Origin of the sequence: Microbacterium sp. B24 (assembly GCF_000333415.1) — a bacterium.
Classification (GTDB): Bacteria; Actinomycetota; Actinomycetes; order Actinomycetales; family Microbacteriaceae; genus Microbacterium.
This window is the reverse complement of sequence record NZ_BADB01000499.1, coordinates 1-18,520: the sequence shown is the minus strand read 5'-3', so window position 1 is coordinate 18,520 and position 18,520 is coordinate 1. Positions and strand designations below refer to the sequence as shown.

Sequence of the window (18,520 nt, the reverse complement as noted above, 5' to 3'; positions counted from 1 at the left end):
TGTCGGTCTTCGGGGCGGCATGTCCTTCTCGGCATCCGAGGCCCCCGCGCCCAGCGCGCGCGGCACGACCATACCGAACCCGGAGTGCATCACGACGAGGCCGCCGGCGATCTGCAGCGCGCCCAGCGAGATGCCGAAGAACTGCAGGATCAGGGTTCCGAGCAGCGCGAAGACGGTCAGGATGGCGGCGACGTAGATGCCCGTGAGCCACGACTGCCGGCGCCGGTCGGCCTCGTCGAGGTGGGCGGACAGCCCGGCGTAGGCCGCAACCGCCCCGATCGGGTTCGTGATCGGGACGAGCGCCGCGAGCGCGGCGACGAAGACGGTCAGCATGCCTTCATTGTGTCGCAGCGGATGCCGGGGGTCAGTCCAGCAGCAGCGCCGGCTCCTCCAGGATCGATGCGACATCGGCGATGAAGCGACTCATCCCGTCGCCGTCGATCACGCGGTGGTCGAACGAGCCCGAGACCGTGGTGACGAAGCGGGGACGCACCTCGCCGTCGACGACCCACGGCTTCTGGCGGATCGTGCCCATCGCGACGATGCCCGACTCGCCCGGGTTGATGATCGGGGTGCCGGCATCCATCCCGAAGACGCCGATGTTCGTGATCGTGATCGTGCCGCCCTGCTGGTCGGCCGGGGTGGTCTTTCCCTCTCGGGCCGTCAGCGTCAGCTTCTCGAGGGCCTTGGCGAGCTCACGGAGGTTGAGGTCCTGGGCGTCCTTGATGTTCGGCACGAGCAGGCCCCGCGGCGTCGCGGCGGCGATGCCGAGGTTGACGTAGTTGCGCACCCGGATCTCGGCCGAGCCGTCTTCCTTGTCGATCCACGCGGCGCCGATCAGCGGCGTGCGTCGCACCGCCCAGATCACCGCGCGCGCCATGATCAGCAGCGGCGAGACCTTGATGTCGGCGAAGTCGGGCGAGGCCTTCAGGCGCTTGACGAGCTCCATCGTGCGGGTCGCGTCGACGTCGGTCCACACCGACACGTGCGGCGCGGTGTAGGCGGAGCGCACCATGCCGGATGCCGTGGCCTTGCGCACGCCCTTGACCGGAATCGCCTCTTCACGCTCGCCGACCGGCGGGGCGGGCACGGGCGAGGCCGAGACCGGGATGGTCTGCTCCCGCTCGGCGGGGGCGGCGGGCGTCGCGATGTTGCGGAAGACGCTGGCCTGCTCGGCGTGGCGCACGACGTCGTCGCGGGTGACCTCGCCGGCGGGCCCCGTGGGGGTCACTTCGGCGAGCGTGACGCCCAGATCGCGCGCGAGCTTTCGCACCGGCGGCTTGGCGACGACCCCGACGGACGCCCGCACGGTCTCACCGCGCTCGGCGGGGCGCTTGCGGCGCGAGGTCGCTCCGGCGCCCGTGCCGTAGCCGACCAGCACGGCGCCGCCGTCGTCGGATGCCGCGGCCGCCTCGGGCTGCGCGGGTGCCGGGGTCTCGGCATCCGCCGCGGCGCCGCCGATCGTGATGATGGGGGCCCCGACCGTGACGGTCTCACCCTCGGGGGCGAGGAGCTCGCCGACGGTGCCGGAGAAGGGCGAGGGCAGCTCGACCAGCGACTTGGCCGTCTCGATCTCGACGAGCACGTCGTTGACCTCGACGGTGTCGCCGGGCGCGACGCGCCACTGGACGATCTCGGCCTCGGTGAGGCCTTCGCCGACGTCCGGCAGGTGGAAGATCTGCTCGCTCATGTCGTTCTCCTTCAGGGCCTGAGTCCGCGAGACACGTGATGCGCACCGAGACACGGGGCTACGACTCGTGTCTCGGTGCGGGGCTGGTGTCTCGCGGTCATGGGCGGGGCGGGGCGGGGCGGGGCGGGTCAGTAGGCCAGGGCGCGGTCGACGGCCTCGAGGATGCGGTCGGCATCAGGGAGGTAGGTGCCCTCGAGCTTGGCGGGTGGGAACGGCACGTCGAAGCCCGACACGCGCAGCACCGGCGCCTCCAGGGCGAAGAACGCCCGTTCCATGACGGTCGCGGCCACCTCGGAACCCACCGACGTGAAGCCGGGCGCCTCCTGCGCGTAGACCATGCGGCCCGTGCGGCGCACCGAGTCGAGGATGGGACCGTAGTCGATCGGCGAGAGCGAGCGCAGGTCGATCACCTCGCACGAGGTGCCCTCGCTCTCGGCGAGCGCGGCCGCCTGCAGCAGCGTCGTGACCATCGCGCCGTGGCCGACGAGCGTGACGTCGGTGCCGCGGCGCACGAGCCGCGACGCGTGCAGCGGCAGGGGGCGCTCGGCGCTGTCGACGTCGCCCTTCATCCAGTACTTGGCCTTGGGCTCGAGGAAGATCACCGGGTCGGGCGAGCGGACGGCATCCTGGATCATCCAGTACGCGTCGTTCGCCGTCGACGGAGAGACGACGCGCAGGCCCGCGGTGTGCGTGAAGTACGCCTCCGGGCTCTCCTGGTGGTGCTCGACGGCTCCGATGTGGCCGCCGTACGGGATGCGGATGACGACCGGCATCTGCAGCGCGCCCTCGTGCCGGTTGGTGAGCTTGGCGAGCTGCGTCGTGATCTGGTCGAAGGCGGGGAAGACGAAGCCGTCGAACTGGATCTCGATGATCGGACGGAACCCGGCCATCGCCAGACCGATCGCGGTGCCGACGATGCCCGACTCGGCGAGGGGGGTGTCGAGCACCCGCTGCTCGCCGAACTCGGCCTGCAGGCCTTCCGTCACGCGGAACACGCCGCCGAGGCGACCGATGTCCTCGCCCATGAGCAGGACGTGGTCGTCGGCGGCCATCGCGGCGCGAAGACCCGCGTTGAGCGCCTTCGCGAGGGGCATGGACTCCACCATCAGACTCCTCCCTCCAGCGACGCCTCGTAATCGGCGAGCCAGCGACGCTGCTCCACCATCAACGGGTGGTCCTCGCTGTAGACGTGCGCGAACATCGACTCGGGCTCGATCGTGCCGAGCGCGTTGGTGCGTACGCGCACATCGTCCGCGTAGGCCTGCGCCGCGGCATCCACCTCGTCGAAGAAGGATGCCGCCGCCCCCCGCGCCTCGAGGTAAGCACGCATGCGGGCGATCGGATCGCGCCGCGCCCACGACTGCTCCTCGTCGGACGTGCGGTACTTGGTGGGGTCGTCGCTCGTCGTATGCGCGCCCATGCGGTAGGTCATCGCCTCGATCGCGCGGGGTCCCTCGCCGGCGCGCGCCTCGTCGAGCGCGAGCTTGGAGACCGCGTAGCTGGCCAGCACGTCGTTGCCGTCGACGAGGGTCGACGGCATGCCGTACCCCGCGCCGCGGCGGTACAGCGGAGCCCGCGACTGGGTGGCGACCGGCACCGAGATCGCCCAGTGGTTGTTCTGCAGGAAGAACACCTGGGGGGTCCGGTAGGTGTTGGCGAACACCATCGCCTCGTGCACGTCGCCCTGGCTGGATGCGCCGTCGCCGTAGTAGACCACGACGGCCTCGTCACGGTCCGGGTCGCCCGTGGCGCATCTCTTGTCGAAGACGAGCCCCATACCGAAGCCGGTCGCGTGCAGCGTCTGCGATCCGAGGACGAGCGTGTAGATGCGCACGTTGCCGTTCTTCGGGTCGGTCGGGTCCCAGCCGCCGTGCGTGAGACCGCGCATCACGCGGATGATGTCGATCGGGTCCACGCCGCGGGCGGTGGCCACGACATGCTCGCGATACGACGGGAACAGGTGATCCTGCGGCCGGGCGGCACGCACCGATCCGACCTGGGCGGCCTCCTGCCCGAGCGACGGCGGCCACAGGGCGAGCTGGCCCTGCCGCTGCAGGTTGGTGGCCTGCCGATCGAAGGCGCGCACGACCACCATGTCGCGGTAGAACGTCTCGAGCTCGGCGTCGGAGAGCGCGTCGATGAGCGGCAGGTAGCGCTCGGCTTCGGGTGTGGGGGCGAACGTCCCGTCCGCCGCCAGAACGCGCACGAGGGCCGGGTCGTCAGGCGGGGTCATGTTCCCACGCTAACGCCCCGCGCATGCGTCCGACTGCATGGGATCGACAACGGGAATCGCGATCCGCCGTGTGCCGACAACACGGGCAGGACTAACGGTGCGCTGCGACGGATGCCGCCACCCGCACGATCGGTTCGATCGCCTCGTGCTCGCCGATGGAGATGCGCACCCCGTCACCGGCGAAGGGGCGCACGATCAGGCCGGCCTCCTCGAACGCCGCCGCGACCTCGAGGGCTCGCGCGCCGGCCGGCAGCCAGACGAAGTTGCCCTGCGCCTCGGGAACGTCCCACCCCGCCGCGCGCAGCCGTGCGGCCAGGTCGTCGCGGTGCGCGGCGAGGGTGCGCACGCGCTCGAGCAGCTCCTCCTCGGCATCCAAGCTGGCCAGGGCCGCTTCCTCGGCGGCGGCCGTCACCGACAGGGGGATGCCGGTGCTGCGCGCGGCCGCCAGGATGCGCGGGTCGCCGACGGCGTAGCCGACGCGCAGGCCGGCGAGACCGTAGGCCTTCGAGAAGGTGCGCAGCACGACGACGTTCGCGTGTCCGGCGGCGATGACGTCGGCGCCGGCCACGGCATCCGGATCGGTGACGAACTCGGCGTACGCCTCATCGAGGATGACGAGGACGTCATTCGGGACGCGGGCGAGGAACGCATCGAAGCCCGCCTGGGTCACCACCGGACCCGTCGGATTGTTCGGGCTGCAGACGATGATCATGCGGGTGCGCTCGGTGACGGCGTCGGCCATCGCGTCGAGGTCGTGACCGCCCGCCGGATCGTTCGGGACGGTGACGGCCGTCGCGCCGGCCACCGTCGCCAGGCTCGGGTAGGCCTCGAACGAACGCCAGGAGAAGAGGATCTCATCGCCCGGTCCGCTCGTGGCCTGGGCGAGCTGGAAGAGGATCGACACCGACCCGGCCGCGATGTGCACCGCGTCGTCACCGACGCCGAAGCGCTCCGCGAGGCGGGCCCGCAGACGCGGTGATGAGGCGTCGGGATAGCGGTTGACGGCGATGGCCGCCTGCACCGCGGCCACGACGCTCGGCAGCGGCGCGAAGGGGTTCTCGTTGCTGGACAGCTTGAACGCCTCGGCGCCGGCCTGCTTGCCCTGCTTGTAGGCGGGGAGGGCGGCGATCTCGGGGCGGATGCGCACGGGCAGATCGGTCACGCGTCGAGTCTACGAGGGGCGATGCGACGGCGGCCTGAACCTTTCGAGCGCGGCATCCGCGTGGAAGACTGTGAGCACCATGCGCTTCATCGTCCGCGTCGTCGTCAACGCCTTCGCCATCTGGGTCGTGACCCTCATCCCCGCCCTCCGGGTCGGGGTGACGCCGTTCGCGCCCGGTGAGACGCTGCAGCTCGTGCTGACCCTGCTCGCCGTCGCCGCGATCTTCGCGCTGGTGAACACGATCATCGGCACGGTGATCAAGATCGTCGCGATCCCGCTGTACATCCTCACGCTCGGGCTCATCTCGTTCGTCATCAACGGGCTGCTGCTGTGGATCACGGCATGGGTCACGAGTTCATGGGGCTGGGGCCTGACCGTCGAGAGCTTCTGGCTCGGCGTCGTTGCCGCGATTCTCATCTCGCTGATCAACTGGGTGTTCGGCATTCTGCTGCGCCCGCAGGAAAAGAAGCGCCGCAGCTGACGGTCGCGCCTCCTCGTCAGAGCCCTCCTCCTCCCGAGCGCCGGCGCCGATCCGCCGAGCGGTTCGGCTCGCGGTGGGCGCCGTAGACCGTCGAGGTGACGACAGCCGCCCCCGCCAGAGGTGCGAGCCGCTCGCGCAGCACCGCGATGCGCGGATCGGCCGAAGCGTCGACCATCGCCGCCGTCTCGCGGTAGGCGCCGAGCTGGTGCACCGAGAAGGTCGCGTCACTCCAGCGCGGCATCGGATCAGCCTCGCGTTCGACGACGACGCTGTCGGCAGAGCCGGACACCCCGGGGATGCCGCCCGCCGCCAAGGCCGCGACCGGATCGTCGGTGTGGCGGACGGCGACGGAGAGCACATCGTCGATCTGGTCGGCCTGGACGGGGCTGCCGAAACTGACCTCGGTCACGACGTCGAAGCGGCCGTCCCGCGTCAGGTGCGCCGCGATCATGCCGCCCTGCGAGTGGCTGAACAGATGCACGCGGCTTCCCGCGACCGCCCCGGCCGCCGCCAGTGCGCGCTCCACCGCGACGTACGACGACGACTGCTCGCCGAAGTAGAGCTGGAGGTTGGAGGTCATGTCCCACGGCTCGTCCGGCGCGAACGCCGCGCGGGTGCCCGCGATATACGCCACGAACTCCCGCTCGCCCGACGCATAGCGGTACTCCTCCACGCGCACCCGTGCATCGTCCAGGCCGTCCGCTCCCGGCATCCGGTCGATGGCGTCGACCAGTCCGCGCGGCGCGGCCGCGGCGCCGGTCGCGACATGCACGCTGATCTCCTCGACGGATGCCGTTTCGGCCCCGGGCCGCAGCGGGGGCGCCGCGGCGGGCACCGTTCCCCGATCGGCGCGGCGGACGGCGGCCGTCAGCAGCGTCAGGGCGGGTCCGAGCGGCGCGTAGACACCGAGCAGGAGGGCGCTGGCCCGCATCTGATCCTCGATGTCGCGGTGACGGCCGTCGATCCACTCGTCCGCGAGCCGCCTCGCCGCCGCCGCCACATCCGCCTCGGCCTGCATCCGCGCGGCGGCGAGCCGCATCGCGTCGACGTCGCGGGGGCCGTGGAGCGCGTGAAGCGCCTCCGTCTCGGCGAGGTCGTACGCCTCGGCGAGCACCTCGAGCGTGCGCGACAGCTCGGTCACGATCGACTGCGCCCCCCGCGCCCGCCCGGCGGGATCGGCGACCCAGAGCCCGGCCGCCAGCGATGCGGCACCGGCGGCCGCGAGGGTGTCTGCGGCCTCGTCGAGATGCGCGGCGATCAGACCGAGGGCGCCGGAGAGCTCTCGCAGGGCGTCGGTGTCGACCGCGATGAGCCCGCCGGAGCGGATATCGACGTCATCGCTCATCCGTCCGCCTCGATCAGTGCCCGTTCGGCCGCGTGAGCCAGGTCACGATCCCACTCGTCGATCTCGTCGATCGCCATCGCGCTCAGCCGTGCGCTGGCGTCGAGACGTTCCCGGACCGGCTCTGCCGCCGCTGTCTCCCATTGCGCGTCGACCCCCAGCCCGAGCATCCGCAGATTCGCCGCCGCGAGGAGGTCGCGCGCGTGACGCAGGCCGGCTCGGGCATCGGCGATGTCGGCGAGTCGGTCCACGCGACGATCGTCGCCCCGGGCGACGCAGCCCCGGGCGGTGGTCCCGGCATCCGTGGACCGTCTCGGCGCGCAGCCGCGTGGGGAGGAGGTCTTTCGTGCGGCCGGCGACCTGCACCACAATGGGGAGGTGACTGCCGACGCCGCACCGTTTCGCGTCGTGTTCGTCTGCACCGGCAATATCTGCCGCTCCCCCATGGCCGAGATCGTCTTCCGCGAGATCGCCGAACGCGCCGGCCTCGGCGCGCGCGTGGTGTCGACCAGCTCGGGGACGGGCGACTGGCACGTGGGCGAACGCGCCGACAGCCGTACCCTCGAGGCGCTCGCGCGGCGCGGCTACGACGGCGCGCGCCACCGCGCGCGCCAGTTCACCCTCGACGACTTCGAACGCAACGACCTCGTGGTCGCCCTCGACCGTTCGCACGAGCGCATCCTCGCCAGCTGGGCGCGCACGACGACGGATGCCGACAAGCTCGCGCTCCTGCTCTCGTTCGACCCCGAGGCCCACGGCAACCTCGACGTTCCCGACCCGTACTACGCCGGCCCGGAGATGTTCGACGACGTGCTCGGTATGATCGAGAGCGCGAGTCGGGCGCTCTTCCGGCAGCTCGAACCGGCCATCCGTCCGTTGTGAGCGTGTCGTCGTGCGCATCGGCCGCGCGTCGACAGACACCGTGATCGGAGCCCACGTCGTGACCACCGCGAACACCCTCGCCCCCCAGCCCCTCAGCCCCCTCGACGGCCGTTACCGCGGCGCCGTCGCCGACCTGTCGGCGTACCTGTCCGAGGCCGGGCTCAACCGCGCGCGCGTCGAGGTCGAGGTCGAGTGGATCATCACGCTCACCGACCGCGGCCTCTTCGGCTCGACGGCGCTCACCGACGAGCAGAAGGACGCCCTGCGCGAGCTCTACCGGGCCTTCGGCTCGACGGAGATCGAGTGGCTCGCCTCCACCGAGTCGGTGACCCGTCACGACGTGAAGGCCGTCGAATACCTCGTGCGCGACCGCCTGCAGACGCTGGGCCTGGACGCCGTCGCCGAGCTCACCCACTTCGCGTGCACCAGCGAGGACATCAACTCGGCCTCGTACGCCCTGACGGTCAAGCGCGCCGTCGAGAGCGTCTGGCTGCCGAAGCTGCGCGCCGTGATCGACGCCCTGTCGGCGCTCGCACACCAGCACCGGGATGCCGCGATGCTCTCGCGCACCCACGGCCAGCCCGCCACTCCGTCGACGATGGGCAAGGAGCTCGCCGTCTTCGCCTGGCGGCTCGAGCGCGTGGCCGCCCAGATCGCCGACGGCGAGTACCTGGCGAAGTTCTCCGGCGCCACCGGCACCTGGTCGGCCCATCTGGCCGCCGCGCCCGACGTCGACTGGCCCGAGCTCTCCCGCGCGTTCATCGAGGGCCTCGGCATCGACTTCAACGTGCTGACGACGCAGATCGAGTCGCACGACTGGCAGGTGGAGCTGTACGACCGCGTGCGGCACGCCGGCGGCATCCTGCACAACCTCGCGACCGACATCTGGACCTACATCGCGATGGGCTTCTTCGCCCAGATCCCGGTCGCCGGCGCCACCGGCTCGTCGACCATGCCGCACAAGATCAACCCGATCCGCTTCGAGAACGCCGAGGCGAACCTCGAGATCTCGGGAGGTCTGTTCACGACCCTCGCCTCGACCCTCGTCACGAGCCGCATGCAGCGCGACCTCACCGACTCCACGACGCAGCGCAACATCGGCGTCGCGTTCGGCCACTCGCTGCTCGCTCTCGACAACCTGCAGCGCGGGCTCACCGAGATCTCACTGTCGCGTGACGTGCTGCTGGCCGACCTCGACGCCAACTGGGAAGTGCTGGCCGAGGCGATCCAGACCGTGGTGCGCGCGGAGATCGTCGCGGGTCGGTCGCAGATCACCGACCCCTACGCGCTGCTGAAGGAACTCACGCGCGGGCGCCGCGTCGGCGGCTCCGAGCTGGCGGAGTTCGTGCGCGGCCTGGACATCGGCGACGACGCCAAGGAGCGCCTGCTGGCCCTCACCCCGGCCGGCTACACCGGCCTCGCGGACGAGCTCGTCGACCGGGTCTGACCGCGTTCGACGGGCTCAGACGCGCGGCGCGGCGCCGTCGTCCGTCGCGTCGGGCGACGCGACGGCATCCGTGTCGTCCATCAGCACACCGTGGTCGATCTCGCCGCCCATCTTGGCCGGGTCGATCGCGAGCATGCACAGGGCGATGATCACCAGGGTCGCGATGAAGGCGACGCCGGCGACGACCAGCGAGACCACGACGACGTGCACGCGCTCATCGCCGGTGAGATCCTGGAAGAACCCCATCGAGACGAGAGTGACGAGGCCGGAGAACACGGCGGCGGCGAAGGCGAAGCCCAGCAGCTGCACCGGCTTGAGCAGATCACGACGGGTGGGACGCGGCTCGCTCATGCGGATCCTCCTGAACGGGTGCCGTCCTCGGCAGCGGAGCGTCGCGGCGAGAAGCCGGCGATGCCGAGGAAGACGGCGATGATGGCGGCGTAGCCGCCGAAGAGGCCGACACCGATGGTGATGCCGGTGAGGGTGAAGGAACGCCCGGCCTCGGAGATGAAGTACTCCAGGCTGTATGCGGGGTTCACCAGGAGCAGACCGACACCGAGGGCGATGGTGAGCGCGCCCGCGAGCACGCCGTCACGCCCCTCGTCCCTGCGCTCGCTGCGCAGGACGCCGTCCAGTGACGCAGCGCCGCGGCGCAGTCGAACGCCCCCGACGAGCTCGGCGACACCCGCGATGAGCGCCCACGCGATGACGACGACGAAGAACAGGGCCGTCGAACGCAGCCCCGGGATACCGGTGGCCATTCCCGCGAGCAGAGTCAGCACTCCGAGCAGGATCGGAACGGAACGGCGTTCGCGCGGGAAGGCGAGCCAGGCGCCGATCAGGAGCACGAGCGCGGTGGCGATCGCCCAGCCGCTGAAGACGGCGAGACCGACGGATGCCGAGTGGTCGGGCGAGAAGGTCACCATCACGGCGGCGAGAGCGGCGAGCAGGGCGCGACCGAGCTGCACATGACGCACGTCGAAGGTGCGGGTCGCTCCGGCACCGTGGGTACGGCTGGGAGCGGGGGCGTCGTCGGACACGTCGGACTCATCGGATCGGGGACGGTGGAACCCCACCAGTCTAGGTCGTCGCCCGCGCCGATCCGGCGCCGACCTTCGCCGGATGCCGGCGGTGCGCGCTCAGCCCACCGAGCGGGCGACGAGCTCCCGCAGCGTCTTTTCCACGGCCGGTGTCACGGCGACGACGGCGAAGGACGTCGCCCACATGTCCCCATCATCCAGCAGCGCATGCTCCTGAAAGCCCACCGTGCCGTATCGGGTGTCGAACTTCGACGCCGGCTGGTAGAAGACGACGACCTTCCCGTCGCGGGCATAGGACGGGAAGCCGTACCACGTCTTCGGCGCGAGCTGGGGCGCTTCCTCGGTGACGACCCGGTGCAGCAGCGTGGCCACCTCGCGGTCGGTGCCGGACAAGGCATCGATCGCCGCGATGCACGCCTCGAACTCCGCAGCCAGCTTGGCGGCGCCCTTCAGCCCCTTCGTGGATCGCAGCTCTTCGGCGCGCTGCGCCATCGCCGCACGCTCATCGGCGCTGAAGCCGATCTTGGTGTCACTCATGGGTGTCTCCTCTCAGTGGGACTGCTGGATGCGCAGGAGGTTGCCGGCGGGATCGCGCACCGCGGCATCCCGCAGCCCGTAGTCCTGATCGGTCGGGTACTGCACGATGTCGGCGCCCGCCGCCGCCAGGCGGGCGATGTCGCCGTCGAGGTCGTCGGAAGCCAGGTTGACCCCGAAGTAGCTGCCCTTCGCGACGAGCTCGGCGAGCGTCCGCCGTTCGTCGTCGCTGATGTCGCGTCCCACACCGACCGGGTGCAGCACGATCGCGGTGTCGGGCTGGCCGGCGGGGCCGACCGTGATCCACCGCAGGTGCTCGTAGCCCACATCCAGGCGCACCTCGAATCCCAGCACGTCGCGGTAGAACGCGAGCGACGCCTCGGCGTCGACGTGCGGCAGGAAGGAGGAGTGGATGCTGATGCTCATGGGCCTCACGATAGGCCGGTCTCGCGCTCGAGCGCTTCTCGATTCCTGACCGGTCGGGTCAGCCGACGGGCGATGCAGGGGAGCATGCCGACGCGGAAGGGCGCGCCGCGGGTGCGATAGCGTCCCGGAGACACGCCCACCAGCTCGGTGAAGCGTGTGGTGAAGGTGCCCAGAGACGGGCAGCCGACGGCGAGCGCGATGTCGGTGACGGCGAGCTGCGTCGTCCGCAGGAGGGTCATGGCGCGTTCGACACGACGCGTCATCAGGTACGAGTAGGGCGTTTCGCCGTAGGCCCGCCGGAACTGTCGCGACAGGTGACCCGGCGAGACGTGCACGGCCCGCGCAAGGGTGGGCAGGTCGAGGGGCTGGGCGAAATCGCGGTCCATCATGTCGCGCACGCGTCGCATCCGCACGAGCGTGTCGAGCTCGACCCCGGCGCTCACCGCGCGGCGCGTCCCGATGCGGCGCGCAGCTTCTCGGCATCGGCACGGATCGCCTCGACGGCGCGCAGCACCTCGAGGCTGCGCTGCTGGTCGGCCGACGCGTCGGCGCCTGCGCGGACGAGCTGCGCGAAGCGCGCCACCTCGAAGCGCATGTTGTTGTCGGGCCCGTCGATCTCGATCTCCTCGTGGACACCGGAGAAGAGGTCGAGCGTGATCCGGCGCGGCGCCGTGATCTCGTCGATCTCGATCGTGCCGAGCTCGCCCTGGATCTCGTTCGGCCGACGCGAGGCGCCGATCTTGGAGAAGCCGATCTGCACGACGAAGCCGTCATAGGCGAGCACGGCCGCACCCGCTCCGTCGGCACCGGTCGCGATCGTCGCCGTCGCCCCGACCACCGCGCGCGGCGGGCCGAACAGCTCGATGGCGGCGCTGAGCGGATAGACGCCCAGATCGAACAGGGCCCCGCCCGCCAGAGCCGGGTCGAAGATGTTCGGCGTCTCGCCGGCCAGCACGAGGTCGTAGCGCGCCGAGCGCTGGCTCTGCCCGAACGACACGAGCCGCACCGTTCCCACCTGTGGCAGCAGGGTACGGAGGCGGGCCATGCCCGGGTCGTAGGCGTTGCGCATGCCCTCGAACACGACGACACCTCGCGAGCGGGCGGCCTCCACGAGGCGCGCGAACTCGTCGGCCGTCGGCGTCGCCGGCTTCTCGAGGAACACGTGCACGCCCGCCGCGATGGCCGCTTCGGCCTGCGCGGCGTGGGCGCCGTTCGGCGAACCGACGTACACGGCATCCACATCGCCGGAGGCCAGCAGCGCCTCGAGATCGGTACTGACGCCGTCGACGCCGAGTCGATCGGCGAACGCGCGTCCGCGCGCTGCGTCGCGGGAGAAGACCACGTCGATGCGGATGCCGGGCGTCTGCGCGACGGCATCCGCGAACTTCTCGGTGATGGTGCTGGTGCCGATCGTGGCGAGTCTGATCACGCCCCCAGAATAGGCGCGGCGCCTGCCTCGAGGAATGGATGGTGTCCGCCGACGGTTGGAACTCAGCATGAAGGCACTCGTCTATTCGGATTTCGGCGGCAACGACCGCTTCGAGCTCACCGACCGTGAGGAGCCCCACGTCGGCCCCGACACCCTGGTGGTGAGGGTCGTCGCGGCCGGGATCAACCCCGTCGACTACAAGATCCGCGAGGGCTACCTGCGCGGCCTCATCGACACCCGCCTTCCGGTCGTGCCCGGCTGGGACGTCGCCGGCATCGTCGAGAAGACGGGTCTGGACACCCCCGAGTTCGCCGTCGGTGACGCGGTGCTCGCCTACGCCCGCGCCGACATCGTCGAGAACGGCTCGGTCGCCGAGTTCATGCCGGTGCCGGTGCGCACCGCGACTCCGAAGCCCGAAGGTCTGTCGTTCGAGGATGCCGCCGCGCTGCCGCTGGCCGGGCTGACGGCGCTGCAGACGCTGGAGCGCGCCGGTGTCGGCGCGGGTCAGACCGTGCTGATCCACGGCGCCGCCGGTGGGGTGGGCTCGTTCGGCGTGCAACTCGCACGCCGGCTCGGGGCTCGTGTTGTCGGCACGGCGTCGGAGCGCAACCACGCGTACCTCCGCGATCTGGGCGCCGAGCCCGTCGTCTACGGCGAGGGCCTCGTCCCCGCTGCCCGCGAGATCGCCCCCGAGGGGTTCGATGTCATCATCGACTTCGTCGGCGGCTCGACGCTCGACTCGACGCCCGATCTGCTCGCCGACGGCGGCGTCGTCGCCTCGATCGCCGATGCCCGCGCACGCACCGAGTTCGGCGGCCACTACGTGTGGGTCCGCCCGAACGCGTCGCAGCTGGGCGAGCTGGCTGAACTCGTCGCGTCGGGTGAGCTGCGCGTCGAGATCGCCGCGACCTATCCGCTCGACGAGGCCGCCGCCGCGTACGCCGCTCTCGAAGAGGGCCACACTCGCGGCAAGATCGTCGTCACCGTCTGATCGCCCCCGCCTCGCGGCGGCGGTCTCACGGCCGCAGCGGCAGAAGGGGCGCGAGGTCGGCCCGGGTTCCGGACGCGAGAATGCGACCGGCGGCCCGGGCCTCGGCCCACGACTCGACACCGGTCGCGAGCGCGATCCAGGTGGTCGCGTCTGTCTCGACGACATTCGGCGGGGTACCGCGGGTGTGCCGCGGGCCCTCGACCACCTGCACCGCGCCGAACGGCGGCACGCGCACCTCGACGGTGTTGCCGGGGGCCTTCTCTGCCAGCAGCTGGAGCAGGTAGCGCACGGCGGTCGCCAGCGCCGTGCGCGGGGGTGTCACGTCGGCATCCGTCGCCGCGGCGACAGCGGCGAGCGCGTCACGACCGTCGGCGGTGGAGATCTTGCGGGCCATGCCTTCACGCTAGCCCGCACCGACGACGCGGCGGGCCGTCGGTAGGCTGGCCGGGTGCGCATTCTCGTCCTCGGTTCCGGTGCCCGCGAGCACGCCATCCTCCTCGCTCTGAAGGGGGAGGACGCGGGGCACGATCTGTTCGCGGCCCCGGGCAACGCGGGCATCGCCGCGGACGCCACGATCGTTGCCGACCTCGATGCGAACAGCCCGGCCGCAGTGACCGAGTACGCCAACGACCACGACATCGACCTCGTGATCATCGGCCCCGAGGCGCCGCTGGTCGCGGGAGTCGCCGACGCCCTGCGGGAGCACGGCGTTCCGGTGTTCGGTCCCGGCAGGGCAGCCGCGCAGCTGGAGGGCTCGAAGGCGTTCGCGAAGCGGATCATGGATGCCGCCCACGTGCCCACGGGCCGGGCGACGCGCGCGACGACCCGCGCAGAGGTCGAAGCCGCCCTCGACGCCTACGGCGCGCCGCACGTCGTGAAGGCCGACGGGCTGGCCGCCGGGAAGGGGGTCGTCGTCACCGACGACCGCGAGGCGGCGCTCGCGCACGCGGACACCTACCTTCCCACCGGCCCCGTGCTGGTGGAGGAGTTCCTCTCCGGGCCGGAGGTGTCGCTCTTCTTCGTCAGCGACGGCGACACCGTGCGGGCGCTCAGCCCCGCACAGGACTTCAAACGCGCCTACGACGGCGACGCGGGTCCGAACACGGGTGGGATGGGCGCCTACTCGCCGCTGCCATGGCTGAGCGACGATTTCGGCAGCGAAGAGGCGTTCGTCGCCGAGGTGACCCGGACGGTCGCCGAACCGGTCATCCGCACGCTGGATGCCGAGGGCACCCCCTTCATCGGTCTGCTCTACGCGGGCCTCATCCTGACTGCCGACGGCATCAAGGTCATCGAGTTCAACGCCCGCTTCGGCGACCCCGAGACGCAGGTCGTGCTCGCGCGTCTGACGAGCCCGCTGTCGCGGCTGCTCATGTCCGCGGCATCCGGAACCCTCGAGGACGAGCCGGCACCGACGTTCGCCGACACGGCCGCGATCACGGTCGTGCTCGCCAGCGAGGGCTACCCCGAGGCGCCGCGGACGGGGCGCGCCATCACGGGACTGGAGGCCGCGGCATCCGTCCCGGGAGTGCACCTCGCCCACGCCGCGACGGCGGTGAGCGGCGACGAGCTGGTGGCGACGGGGGGACGCGTGCTCAATGTCGTGGCGACCGGTTCCTCGTTCGGCGCCGCGCGCGAACAGGCGTATGCCGCTCTCGAACGGATCGCCCTGGAGGGCTCGCACTACCGACGCGACATCGCCGCCCGGGTGGCGCTCGACTGACGAGTCGTGTCGTCGTCGGGCCTCACCGGGCGGCGATGGGCGATGCCGCGCGCGCTCAGCGCTTGACGAGGTGCGGCGGGAGCTGCATGAACAGCACGGCGACGACGCCGATCAGCAGCACGATCGCCGGCAGCAGGATCGTCTGCGCCATGGCGTTCGAGAAGCCGTCGACGACGAACGCGGGCAGCTGTCCCGCACCGAAGTCGCCGCCGGCGTTCGAGGCGCCCGGCAGGTTCGCCTCGAGACGCGACTGCATGAACGCGGCGATCGCCGCCGAGCCGAGCACCGAACCGATCGTGCGCGTCGTGTTGTAGATGCCCGCGCCGGCGCCCGCCTGGCGCGGCTCGAGGTTGCGGGTCGCCGTGGTGGCCAGCGGTCCCCACATGCCGGAGTTTCCGACGCCCATCAGGAACGAGGGCAGCAGGAACATCCAGATCGGAGTGTCGGCGTGCATCAGCGAGGAGTACCAGAAGAGCGATCCGGCGACCAGGAGCAGCCCCGGCACCAGCAGGACGCGGGCGTCGACCCGGTCGAGCAGCCGGCCGGTCAGCGGCGAGAGCACACCCGCGGCGACGGCCATCGGCACGAGCAGGAGCGCCGATTCGGTGGGCGTGAGACCGCGCGCCAGCTGCACGAAGAACATGAGCGGCAGCGACATGCTCGTCACCGTGAAGCCGACCGTGGCGATCGTGAAGTTCGACACCGAGAAGTTGCGGTCGCGGAACAGTCCGAGCGGCACGAGCGGCTCGCTGCGGGTCTTCGCCTGCTGCCAGATGAAGAGCGCCATGACCACGACGCCGCCCGCGATCATCGTCCAGACCCAGGCGGCCCAGTCGAAGTGCTCACCCTCCTGCAGACCGAAGACGATGAGGAACAGGCCGACCGCGCTCAGGACGACCCCGACCAGGTCGAAGCGGTGGGGGTGCGTCTCGAGGTTCGGGACGAGCATCCACGCGAGGACGAAGCCGATCACACCGACGGGCAGGTTGACGAAGAAGATCCACTCCCAGCCGAGGCCGTCCACGAGCAGGCCTCCGGCGAGCGGCCCGACGAGCATGGCGACCCCGGAGGTCGCTCCCCACAGGCCCATCGCGGCACCACGGCGCTGGGGCGGGAAGGTGCGGGTGATGACGGCCATCGTCTGCGGGGTCATGAGTGCGGCACCCAGGCCCTGGATCGCGCGGAAGACGATCAGCATCTCGAGGGATCCCGACAGGCCACAGCCCAGGGATGCGAGCGTGAAGATCGCGAGGCCGATGAGGTAGATGCGCTTCGGTCCGAATCGATCACCCAGACGGCCGGTGATCAGCAGGGGCACGGCATACGCCAGGAGGTAGGCCGACGTGACCCACACGACGTTGTCGAGGTTGTTGGTGGACGGGTCGAGGGCCGCCTTGATGGCGGGGTTGGCCACCGAGACGATCGTGGTGTCGACCAGGATCATGAAGAACCCGATGACGAGCGCCCAGAGGGCGGGCCACGGGTTGCGTTCGGGGGTGGGTGCGGGCGCGGTCACATCGCGCGTGCGTTGTTCGGTCATGAGCGAGCAGCTTCTCTCTGTGCCAGATAGCGATCGGTTTTCTCGTGTGATCCCCACACGAAGTCGGGGTGGGCGAGCCGTTCCAGCAGGTCGGCGAGCCAGTCGTGGTCGGCGGCGAGCAGGGCCCGCTCGCGATCGATCTCGATGAGGTACTGCTCGATGACGGATGCCGGGCCGGTCTTGCTCTCGCGCGCATGGGCGATGCCGTCGGCGAGCTCGTCGCGCGCACGGGCGAGATGCTCCCGACGGGTCGACAGCAGCGCCACGACGTCCTCGCGGGGGAGATTGTGCGCCTCGGCCAGCGCCACGCGGAACTCGACGGGTCGGTCCAGGAGCGGAAGCTCCCGGCGCACCCAGTCCTGGACGACCTCGTGGCCGGCATCGGTGAGGGTGTACGTCGTGCGCTCCGGCCGGTTGCCGTCCCGATCGACGCCGACCTCGGCGAGCAGACCGGACTTCTCCAGACGTGCGACGGTGTGGTACATCGTGCCGTTGGTCACCGACACGATGCGATCGTCGTGACGGTGCCGCATCAGCCGGATCATCTCGTAGGGGTGCATGTCGTCCTCGCGCAGCAGCGCGAGCACCATCACTCCCAACGGTGTGAGCCGGTCCACGGCGCTCTTCACGACTGTTCTCCTCCGCGGCTTGTTATTCCATCTTGATTAGTCCACATGGACTATACGCCGATTTGTCACGGCGCGCTACGGTCTGCTCATGACGGCAGAGGCGCGCGCGGTGTTCGACGACATCGCCGCCGAGTACATGGTGCTCCCGGGCGTCGACATCGGCCCGATGTTCGGCAGCGAGGGCCTGCGCATCCGCGGGAAGGTGTTCGCGTTCATGGGCTATCGGTCGGGACTGATCGCGAAGCTGCCCGAAAGCAGAGTGACCGCGCTCGAGCAGACCGGCAGGGCGGCACGGATGACCATGCGCGGCCGCGCGATGCGCGAGTGGGTCTTCGTCGGGACCGATGCCGTGGATCTCTGGCCCGACGTCGTGGCGGAGGCCTACGCCTTCGTCGACGAGATCACCCCGCACGCAGGCGGCGGCACAGCCGCACCGTCCCCGCGATAATGGACGCGTGACCGACGCCTCCTCGCCCTCCGCCGCGCCCGCCGATCTGCCCGGCTGGACCCACGTCTACTCGGGCAAGGTCCGCGACCTCTACCGCCCCGCGTCGGACAGCCCCGCACCGGCCGAGCGCATGCTCGTCGTCGCCAGCGACCGGGTGAGCGCGTTCGATCACGTCCTGAGCCCCGGCATCCGGGGAAAGGGCGAGCTGCTCACCACCCTCAGCCTGTGGTGGTTCGACCAGCTCTCCGGCGCCGACGGCGGCCGCCGCATCCCGAACCACCTGGCCGCGACCCACGCGCTCCCCTCCGGATCGGACGACGCGGTTGATCTCGTCCCGGACGCCGTCACGGGTCGGGCGATGATCGTGCGCACCCTCGACATGCTGCCGATCGAGTGCGTCGTGCGCGGCTATCTGACCGGCTCGGGCTGGAAGGAGTACGTCGCCGCGGGGACGGTCTGCGGCATCCCCCTGCCGGCCGGCCTGCAGGACGGCGACCGTCTGCCCGAGCCGCTGTCACCCCGG

The 18,520-nt window shown here is 70.9% G+C and carries 23 protein-coding genes; 7 read left to right on the top strand and 16 right to left on the bottom strand.

The genetic code is table 11. The features are described from left to right. The 5 genes from I5I_RS14535 to I5I_RS14515 all read right to left on the bottom strand — a co-directional run. Nucleotides 1-333, bottom strand: a 333-nt coding sequence (locus I5I_RS14535; RefSeq protein ID WP_275574474.1) for a MarC family protein, incomplete at its 3' end; no start/stop codon positions are given. Nucleotides 334-364: 31 nt separating this feature from the next. Then, a complete protein-coding gene (locus I5I_RS14530; protein ID WP_036321334.1) occupies nt 365-1,690 on the bottom strand; it encodes a dihydrolipoamide acetyltransferase family protein in 1,326 nt (441 codons plus the stop codon). A 128-nt stretch (nt 1,691-1,818) separates the two neighbouring features. Then, nucleotides 1,819-2,796, bottom strand: coding sequence for an alpha-ketoacid dehydrogenase subunit beta (locus I5I_RS14525; protein WP_036321332.1), 978 nt, complete (start codon nt 2,794-2,796; stop codon nt 1,819-1,821). Further along, entirely contained in the window at nt 2,796-3,923 is a 1,128-nt protein-coding gene (locus I5I_RS14520; RefSeq protein ID WP_036321330.1) for a thiamine pyrophosphate-dependent enzyme, read from the bottom strand. The genes I5I_RS14525 and I5I_RS14520 overlap by 1 nt, the downstream gene beginning before the upstream one ends. 91 nt (nt 3,924-4,014) lie before the next feature. Further along, entirely contained in the window at nt 4,015-5,085 is a 1,071-nt protein-coding gene (locus I5I_RS14515) for a histidinol-phosphate transaminase (protein ID WP_036321328.1), read from the bottom strand. A 79-nt stretch (nt 5,086-5,164) separates the two neighbouring features. Between I5I_RS14515 and I5I_RS14510 the strand changes: the two genes are divergently transcribed. Then, the gene (locus tag I5I_RS14510; RefSeq protein ID WP_005051743.1) at nt 5,165-5,566 is read left to right on the top strand and encodes a phage holin family protein; all 402 of its coding nucleotides are present in this window, start codon (nt 5,165-5,167) and stop codon (nt 5,564-5,566) included. Between the two features lie 16 nt (nt 5,567-5,582). Here I5I_RS14510 and I5I_RS14505 read toward each other — a convergent pair whose 3' ends face one another. After that, a complete protein-coding gene (locus I5I_RS14505; RefSeq protein ID WP_036321326.1) occupies nt 5,583-6,911 on the bottom strand; it encodes a hypothetical protein in 1,329 nt (442 codons plus the stop codon). Continuing rightward, nucleotides 6,908-7,159, bottom strand: coding sequence for a hypothetical protein (locus I5I_RS14500; RefSeq protein ID WP_036321324.1), 252 nt, complete (start codon nt 7,157-7,159; stop codon nt 6,908-6,910). The genes I5I_RS14505 and I5I_RS14500 overlap by 4 nt, the downstream gene beginning before the upstream one ends. 127 nt (nt 7,160-7,286) lie before the next feature. Here I5I_RS14500 and I5I_RS14495 point away from each other — a divergent pair, with 127 nt between their 5' ends. Together I5I_RS14495 and purB are read left to right on the top strand one after the other, a co-directional pair. After that, entirely contained in the window at nt 7,287-7,790 is a 504-nt protein-coding gene (locus I5I_RS14495; protein WP_036321343.1) for a low molecular weight protein-tyrosine-phosphatase, read from the top strand. Between the two features lie 40 nt (nt 7,791-7,830). Beyond that, nucleotides 7,831-9,237 carry an adenylosuccinate lyase gene (purB, locus tag I5I_RS14490; protein ID WP_374699923.1) on the top strand — a complete coding sequence of 469 codons (1,407 nt, stop codon included), beginning with the start codon at nt 7,831-7,833 and terminating at the stop codon, nt 9,235-9,237. A gap of 15 nt (nt 9,238-9,252) precedes the next feature. Here the strand turns inward: purB and I5I_RS14485 are convergent, their stop codons facing one another. The 6 genes from I5I_RS14485 to I5I_RS14460 all read right to left on the bottom strand — a co-directional run bounded on the left by I5I_RS14485 (nt 9,253) and on the right by I5I_RS14460 (nt 12,666). Next, nucleotides 9,253-9,588 carry a hypothetical protein gene (locus tag I5I_RS14485; RefSeq protein WP_036321323.1) on the bottom strand — a complete coding sequence of 112 codons (336 nt, stop codon included), beginning with the start codon at nt 9,586-9,588 and terminating at the stop codon, nt 9,253-9,255. Then, nucleotides 9,585-10,277 (bottom strand): hypothetical protein, encoded by a 693-nt coding sequence (locus tag I5I_RS14480; protein ID WP_036321339.1) that lies wholly within the window; start codon nt 10,275-10,277, stop codon nt 9,585-9,587. The genes I5I_RS14485 and I5I_RS14480 overlap by 4 nt, the downstream gene beginning before the upstream one ends. A gap of 99 nt (nt 10,278-10,376) precedes the next feature. Next, nucleotides 10,377-10,814, bottom strand: a complete 438-nt coding sequence (locus I5I_RS14475) for a hypothetical protein (RefSeq protein ID WP_036321321.1) — start codon at nt 10,812-10,814, stop codon at nt 10,377-10,379. Nucleotides 10,815-10,826: 12 nt separating this feature from the next. Then, nucleotides 10,827-11,237, bottom strand: a complete 411-nt coding sequence (locus I5I_RS14470; RefSeq protein WP_036321319.1) for a VOC family protein — start codon at nt 11,235-11,237, stop codon at nt 10,827-10,829. A gap of 5 nt (nt 11,238-11,242) precedes the next feature. After that, on the bottom strand, nt 11,243-11,680 hold the full coding sequence (locus tag I5I_RS14465) for a helix-turn-helix transcriptional regulator (RefSeq protein ID WP_036321317.1): 438 nt from the start codon (nt 11,678-11,680) through the stop codon (nt 11,243-11,245). Then, nucleotides 11,677-12,666, bottom strand: a complete 990-nt coding sequence (locus I5I_RS14460; protein ID WP_036321315.1) for a Gfo/Idh/MocA family protein — start codon at nt 12,664-12,666, stop codon at nt 11,677-11,679. Before I5I_RS14460 ends, I5I_RS14465 begins: the two co-directional genes overlap by 4 nt. Before the next feature lie 67 nt (nt 12,667-12,733). Here I5I_RS14460 and I5I_RS14455 point away from each other — a divergent pair, with 67 nt between their 5' ends. Continuing rightward, nucleotides 12,734-13,657 carry an NADP-dependent oxidoreductase gene (locus tag I5I_RS14455; protein WP_036321313.1) on the top strand — a complete coding sequence of 308 codons (924 nt, stop codon included), beginning with the start codon at nt 12,734-12,736 and terminating at the stop codon, nt 13,655-13,657. Between the two features lie 25 nt (nt 13,658-13,682). On the opposite strand, the gene I5I_RS14450 is transcribed toward I5I_RS14455, so the two are convergent. Continuing rightward, nucleotides 13,683-14,051, bottom strand: coding sequence for a sterol carrier family protein (locus tag I5I_RS14450; RefSeq protein ID WP_036321311.1), 369 nt, complete (start codon nt 14,049-14,051; stop codon nt 13,683-13,685). A gap of 54 nt (nt 14,052-14,105) precedes the next feature. On the opposite strand from I5I_RS14450, the gene purD reads away from it, so the two are divergent. Further along, the gene (gene purD, locus I5I_RS14445) at nt 14,106-15,380 is read left to right on the top strand and encodes a phosphoribosylamine--glycine ligase (protein ID WP_036321308.1); all 1,275 of its coding nucleotides are present in this window, start codon (nt 14,106-14,108) and stop codon (nt 15,378-15,380) included. Between the two features lie 55 nt (nt 15,381-15,435). Here the strand turns inward: purD and I5I_RS14440 are convergent, their stop codons facing one another. Together I5I_RS14440 and I5I_RS14435 are read right to left on the bottom strand one after the other, a co-directional pair. Next, a complete protein-coding gene (locus tag I5I_RS14440) occupies nt 15,436-16,920 on the bottom strand; it encodes a DHA2 family efflux MFS transporter permease subunit (RefSeq protein WP_036321306.1) in 1,485 nt (494 codons plus the stop codon). Beyond that, nucleotides 16,917-17,549 carry a PadR family transcriptional regulator gene (locus tag I5I_RS14435; protein WP_036321304.1) on the bottom strand — a complete coding sequence of 211 codons (633 nt, stop codon included), beginning with the start codon at nt 17,547-17,549 and terminating at the stop codon, nt 16,917-16,919. The genes I5I_RS14440 and I5I_RS14435 overlap by 4 nt, the downstream gene beginning before the upstream one ends. An 88-nt stretch (nt 17,550-17,637) precedes the next feature. On the opposite strand from I5I_RS14435, the gene I5I_RS14430 reads away from it, so the two are divergent. Next, nucleotides 17,638-17,997 carry a hypothetical protein gene (locus tag I5I_RS14430; RefSeq protein ID WP_051039648.1) on the top strand — a complete coding sequence of 120 codons (360 nt, stop codon included), beginning with the start codon at nt 17,638-17,640 and terminating at the stop codon, nt 17,995-17,997. Nucleotides 17,998-18,004: 7 nt separating this feature from the next. Next, on the top strand, nt 18,005-18,520 hold a 516-nt coding region (locus I5I_RS14425), incomplete at its 3' end, for a phosphoribosylaminoimidazolesuccinocarboxamide synthase (protein WP_036321336.1).

What these genes read in the sequence shown, in the direction of transcription:
- I5I_RS14530 (WP_036321334.1), bottom strand. Translation starts at nt 1,690, where the DNA reads ATGAGCGAGCAGATCTTCCACCTGCCGGACGTCGGCGAAGGCCTCACC.
- I5I_RS14525 (WP_036321332.1), bottom strand. Translation starts at nt 2,796, where the DNA reads ATGGTGGAGTCCATGCCCCTCGCGAAGGCGCTCAACGCGGGTCTTCGC.
- I5I_RS14520 (WP_036321330.1), bottom strand. Translation starts at nt 3,923, where the DNA reads ATGACCCCGCCTGACGACCCGGCCCTCGTGCGCGTTCTGGCGGCGGAC.
- I5I_RS14510 (WP_005051743.1), top strand. Translation starts at nt 5,165, where the DNA reads ATGCGCTTCATCGTCCGCGTCGTCGTCAACGCCTTCGCCATCTGGGTC.
- I5I_RS14505 (WP_036321326.1), bottom strand. Translation starts at nt 6,911, where the DNA reads ATGAGCGATGACGTCGATATCCGCTCCGGCGGGCTCATCGCGGTCGAC.
- I5I_RS14485 (WP_036321323.1), bottom strand. Translation starts at nt 9,588, where the DNA reads ATGAGCGAGCCGCGTCCCACCCGTCGTGATCTGCTCAAGCCGGTGCAG.
- I5I_RS14475 (WP_036321321.1), bottom strand. Translation starts at nt 10,814, where the DNA reads ATGAGTGACACCAAGATCGGCTTCAGCGCCGATGAGCGTGCGGCGATG.
- I5I_RS14470 (WP_036321319.1), bottom strand. Translation starts at nt 11,237, where the DNA reads ATGAGCATCAGCATCCACTCCTCCTTCCTGCCGCACGTCGACGCCGAG.
- I5I_RS14455 (WP_036321313.1), top strand. Translation starts at nt 12,734, where the DNA reads ATGAAGGCACTCGTCTATTCGGATTTCGGCGGCAACGACCGCTTCGAG.
- I5I_RS14450 (WP_036321311.1), bottom strand. Translation starts at nt 14,051, where the DNA reads ATGGCCCGCAAGATCTCCACCGCCGACGGTCGTGACGCGCTCGCCGCT.
- I5I_RS14440 (WP_036321306.1), bottom strand. Translation starts at nt 16,920, where the DNA reads ATGACCGAACAACGCACGCGCGATGTGACCGCGCCCGCACCCACCCCC.
- I5I_RS14430 (WP_051039648.1), top strand. Translation starts at nt 17,638, where the DNA reads ATGACGGCAGAGGCGCGCGCGGTGTTCGACGACATCGCCGCCGAGTAC.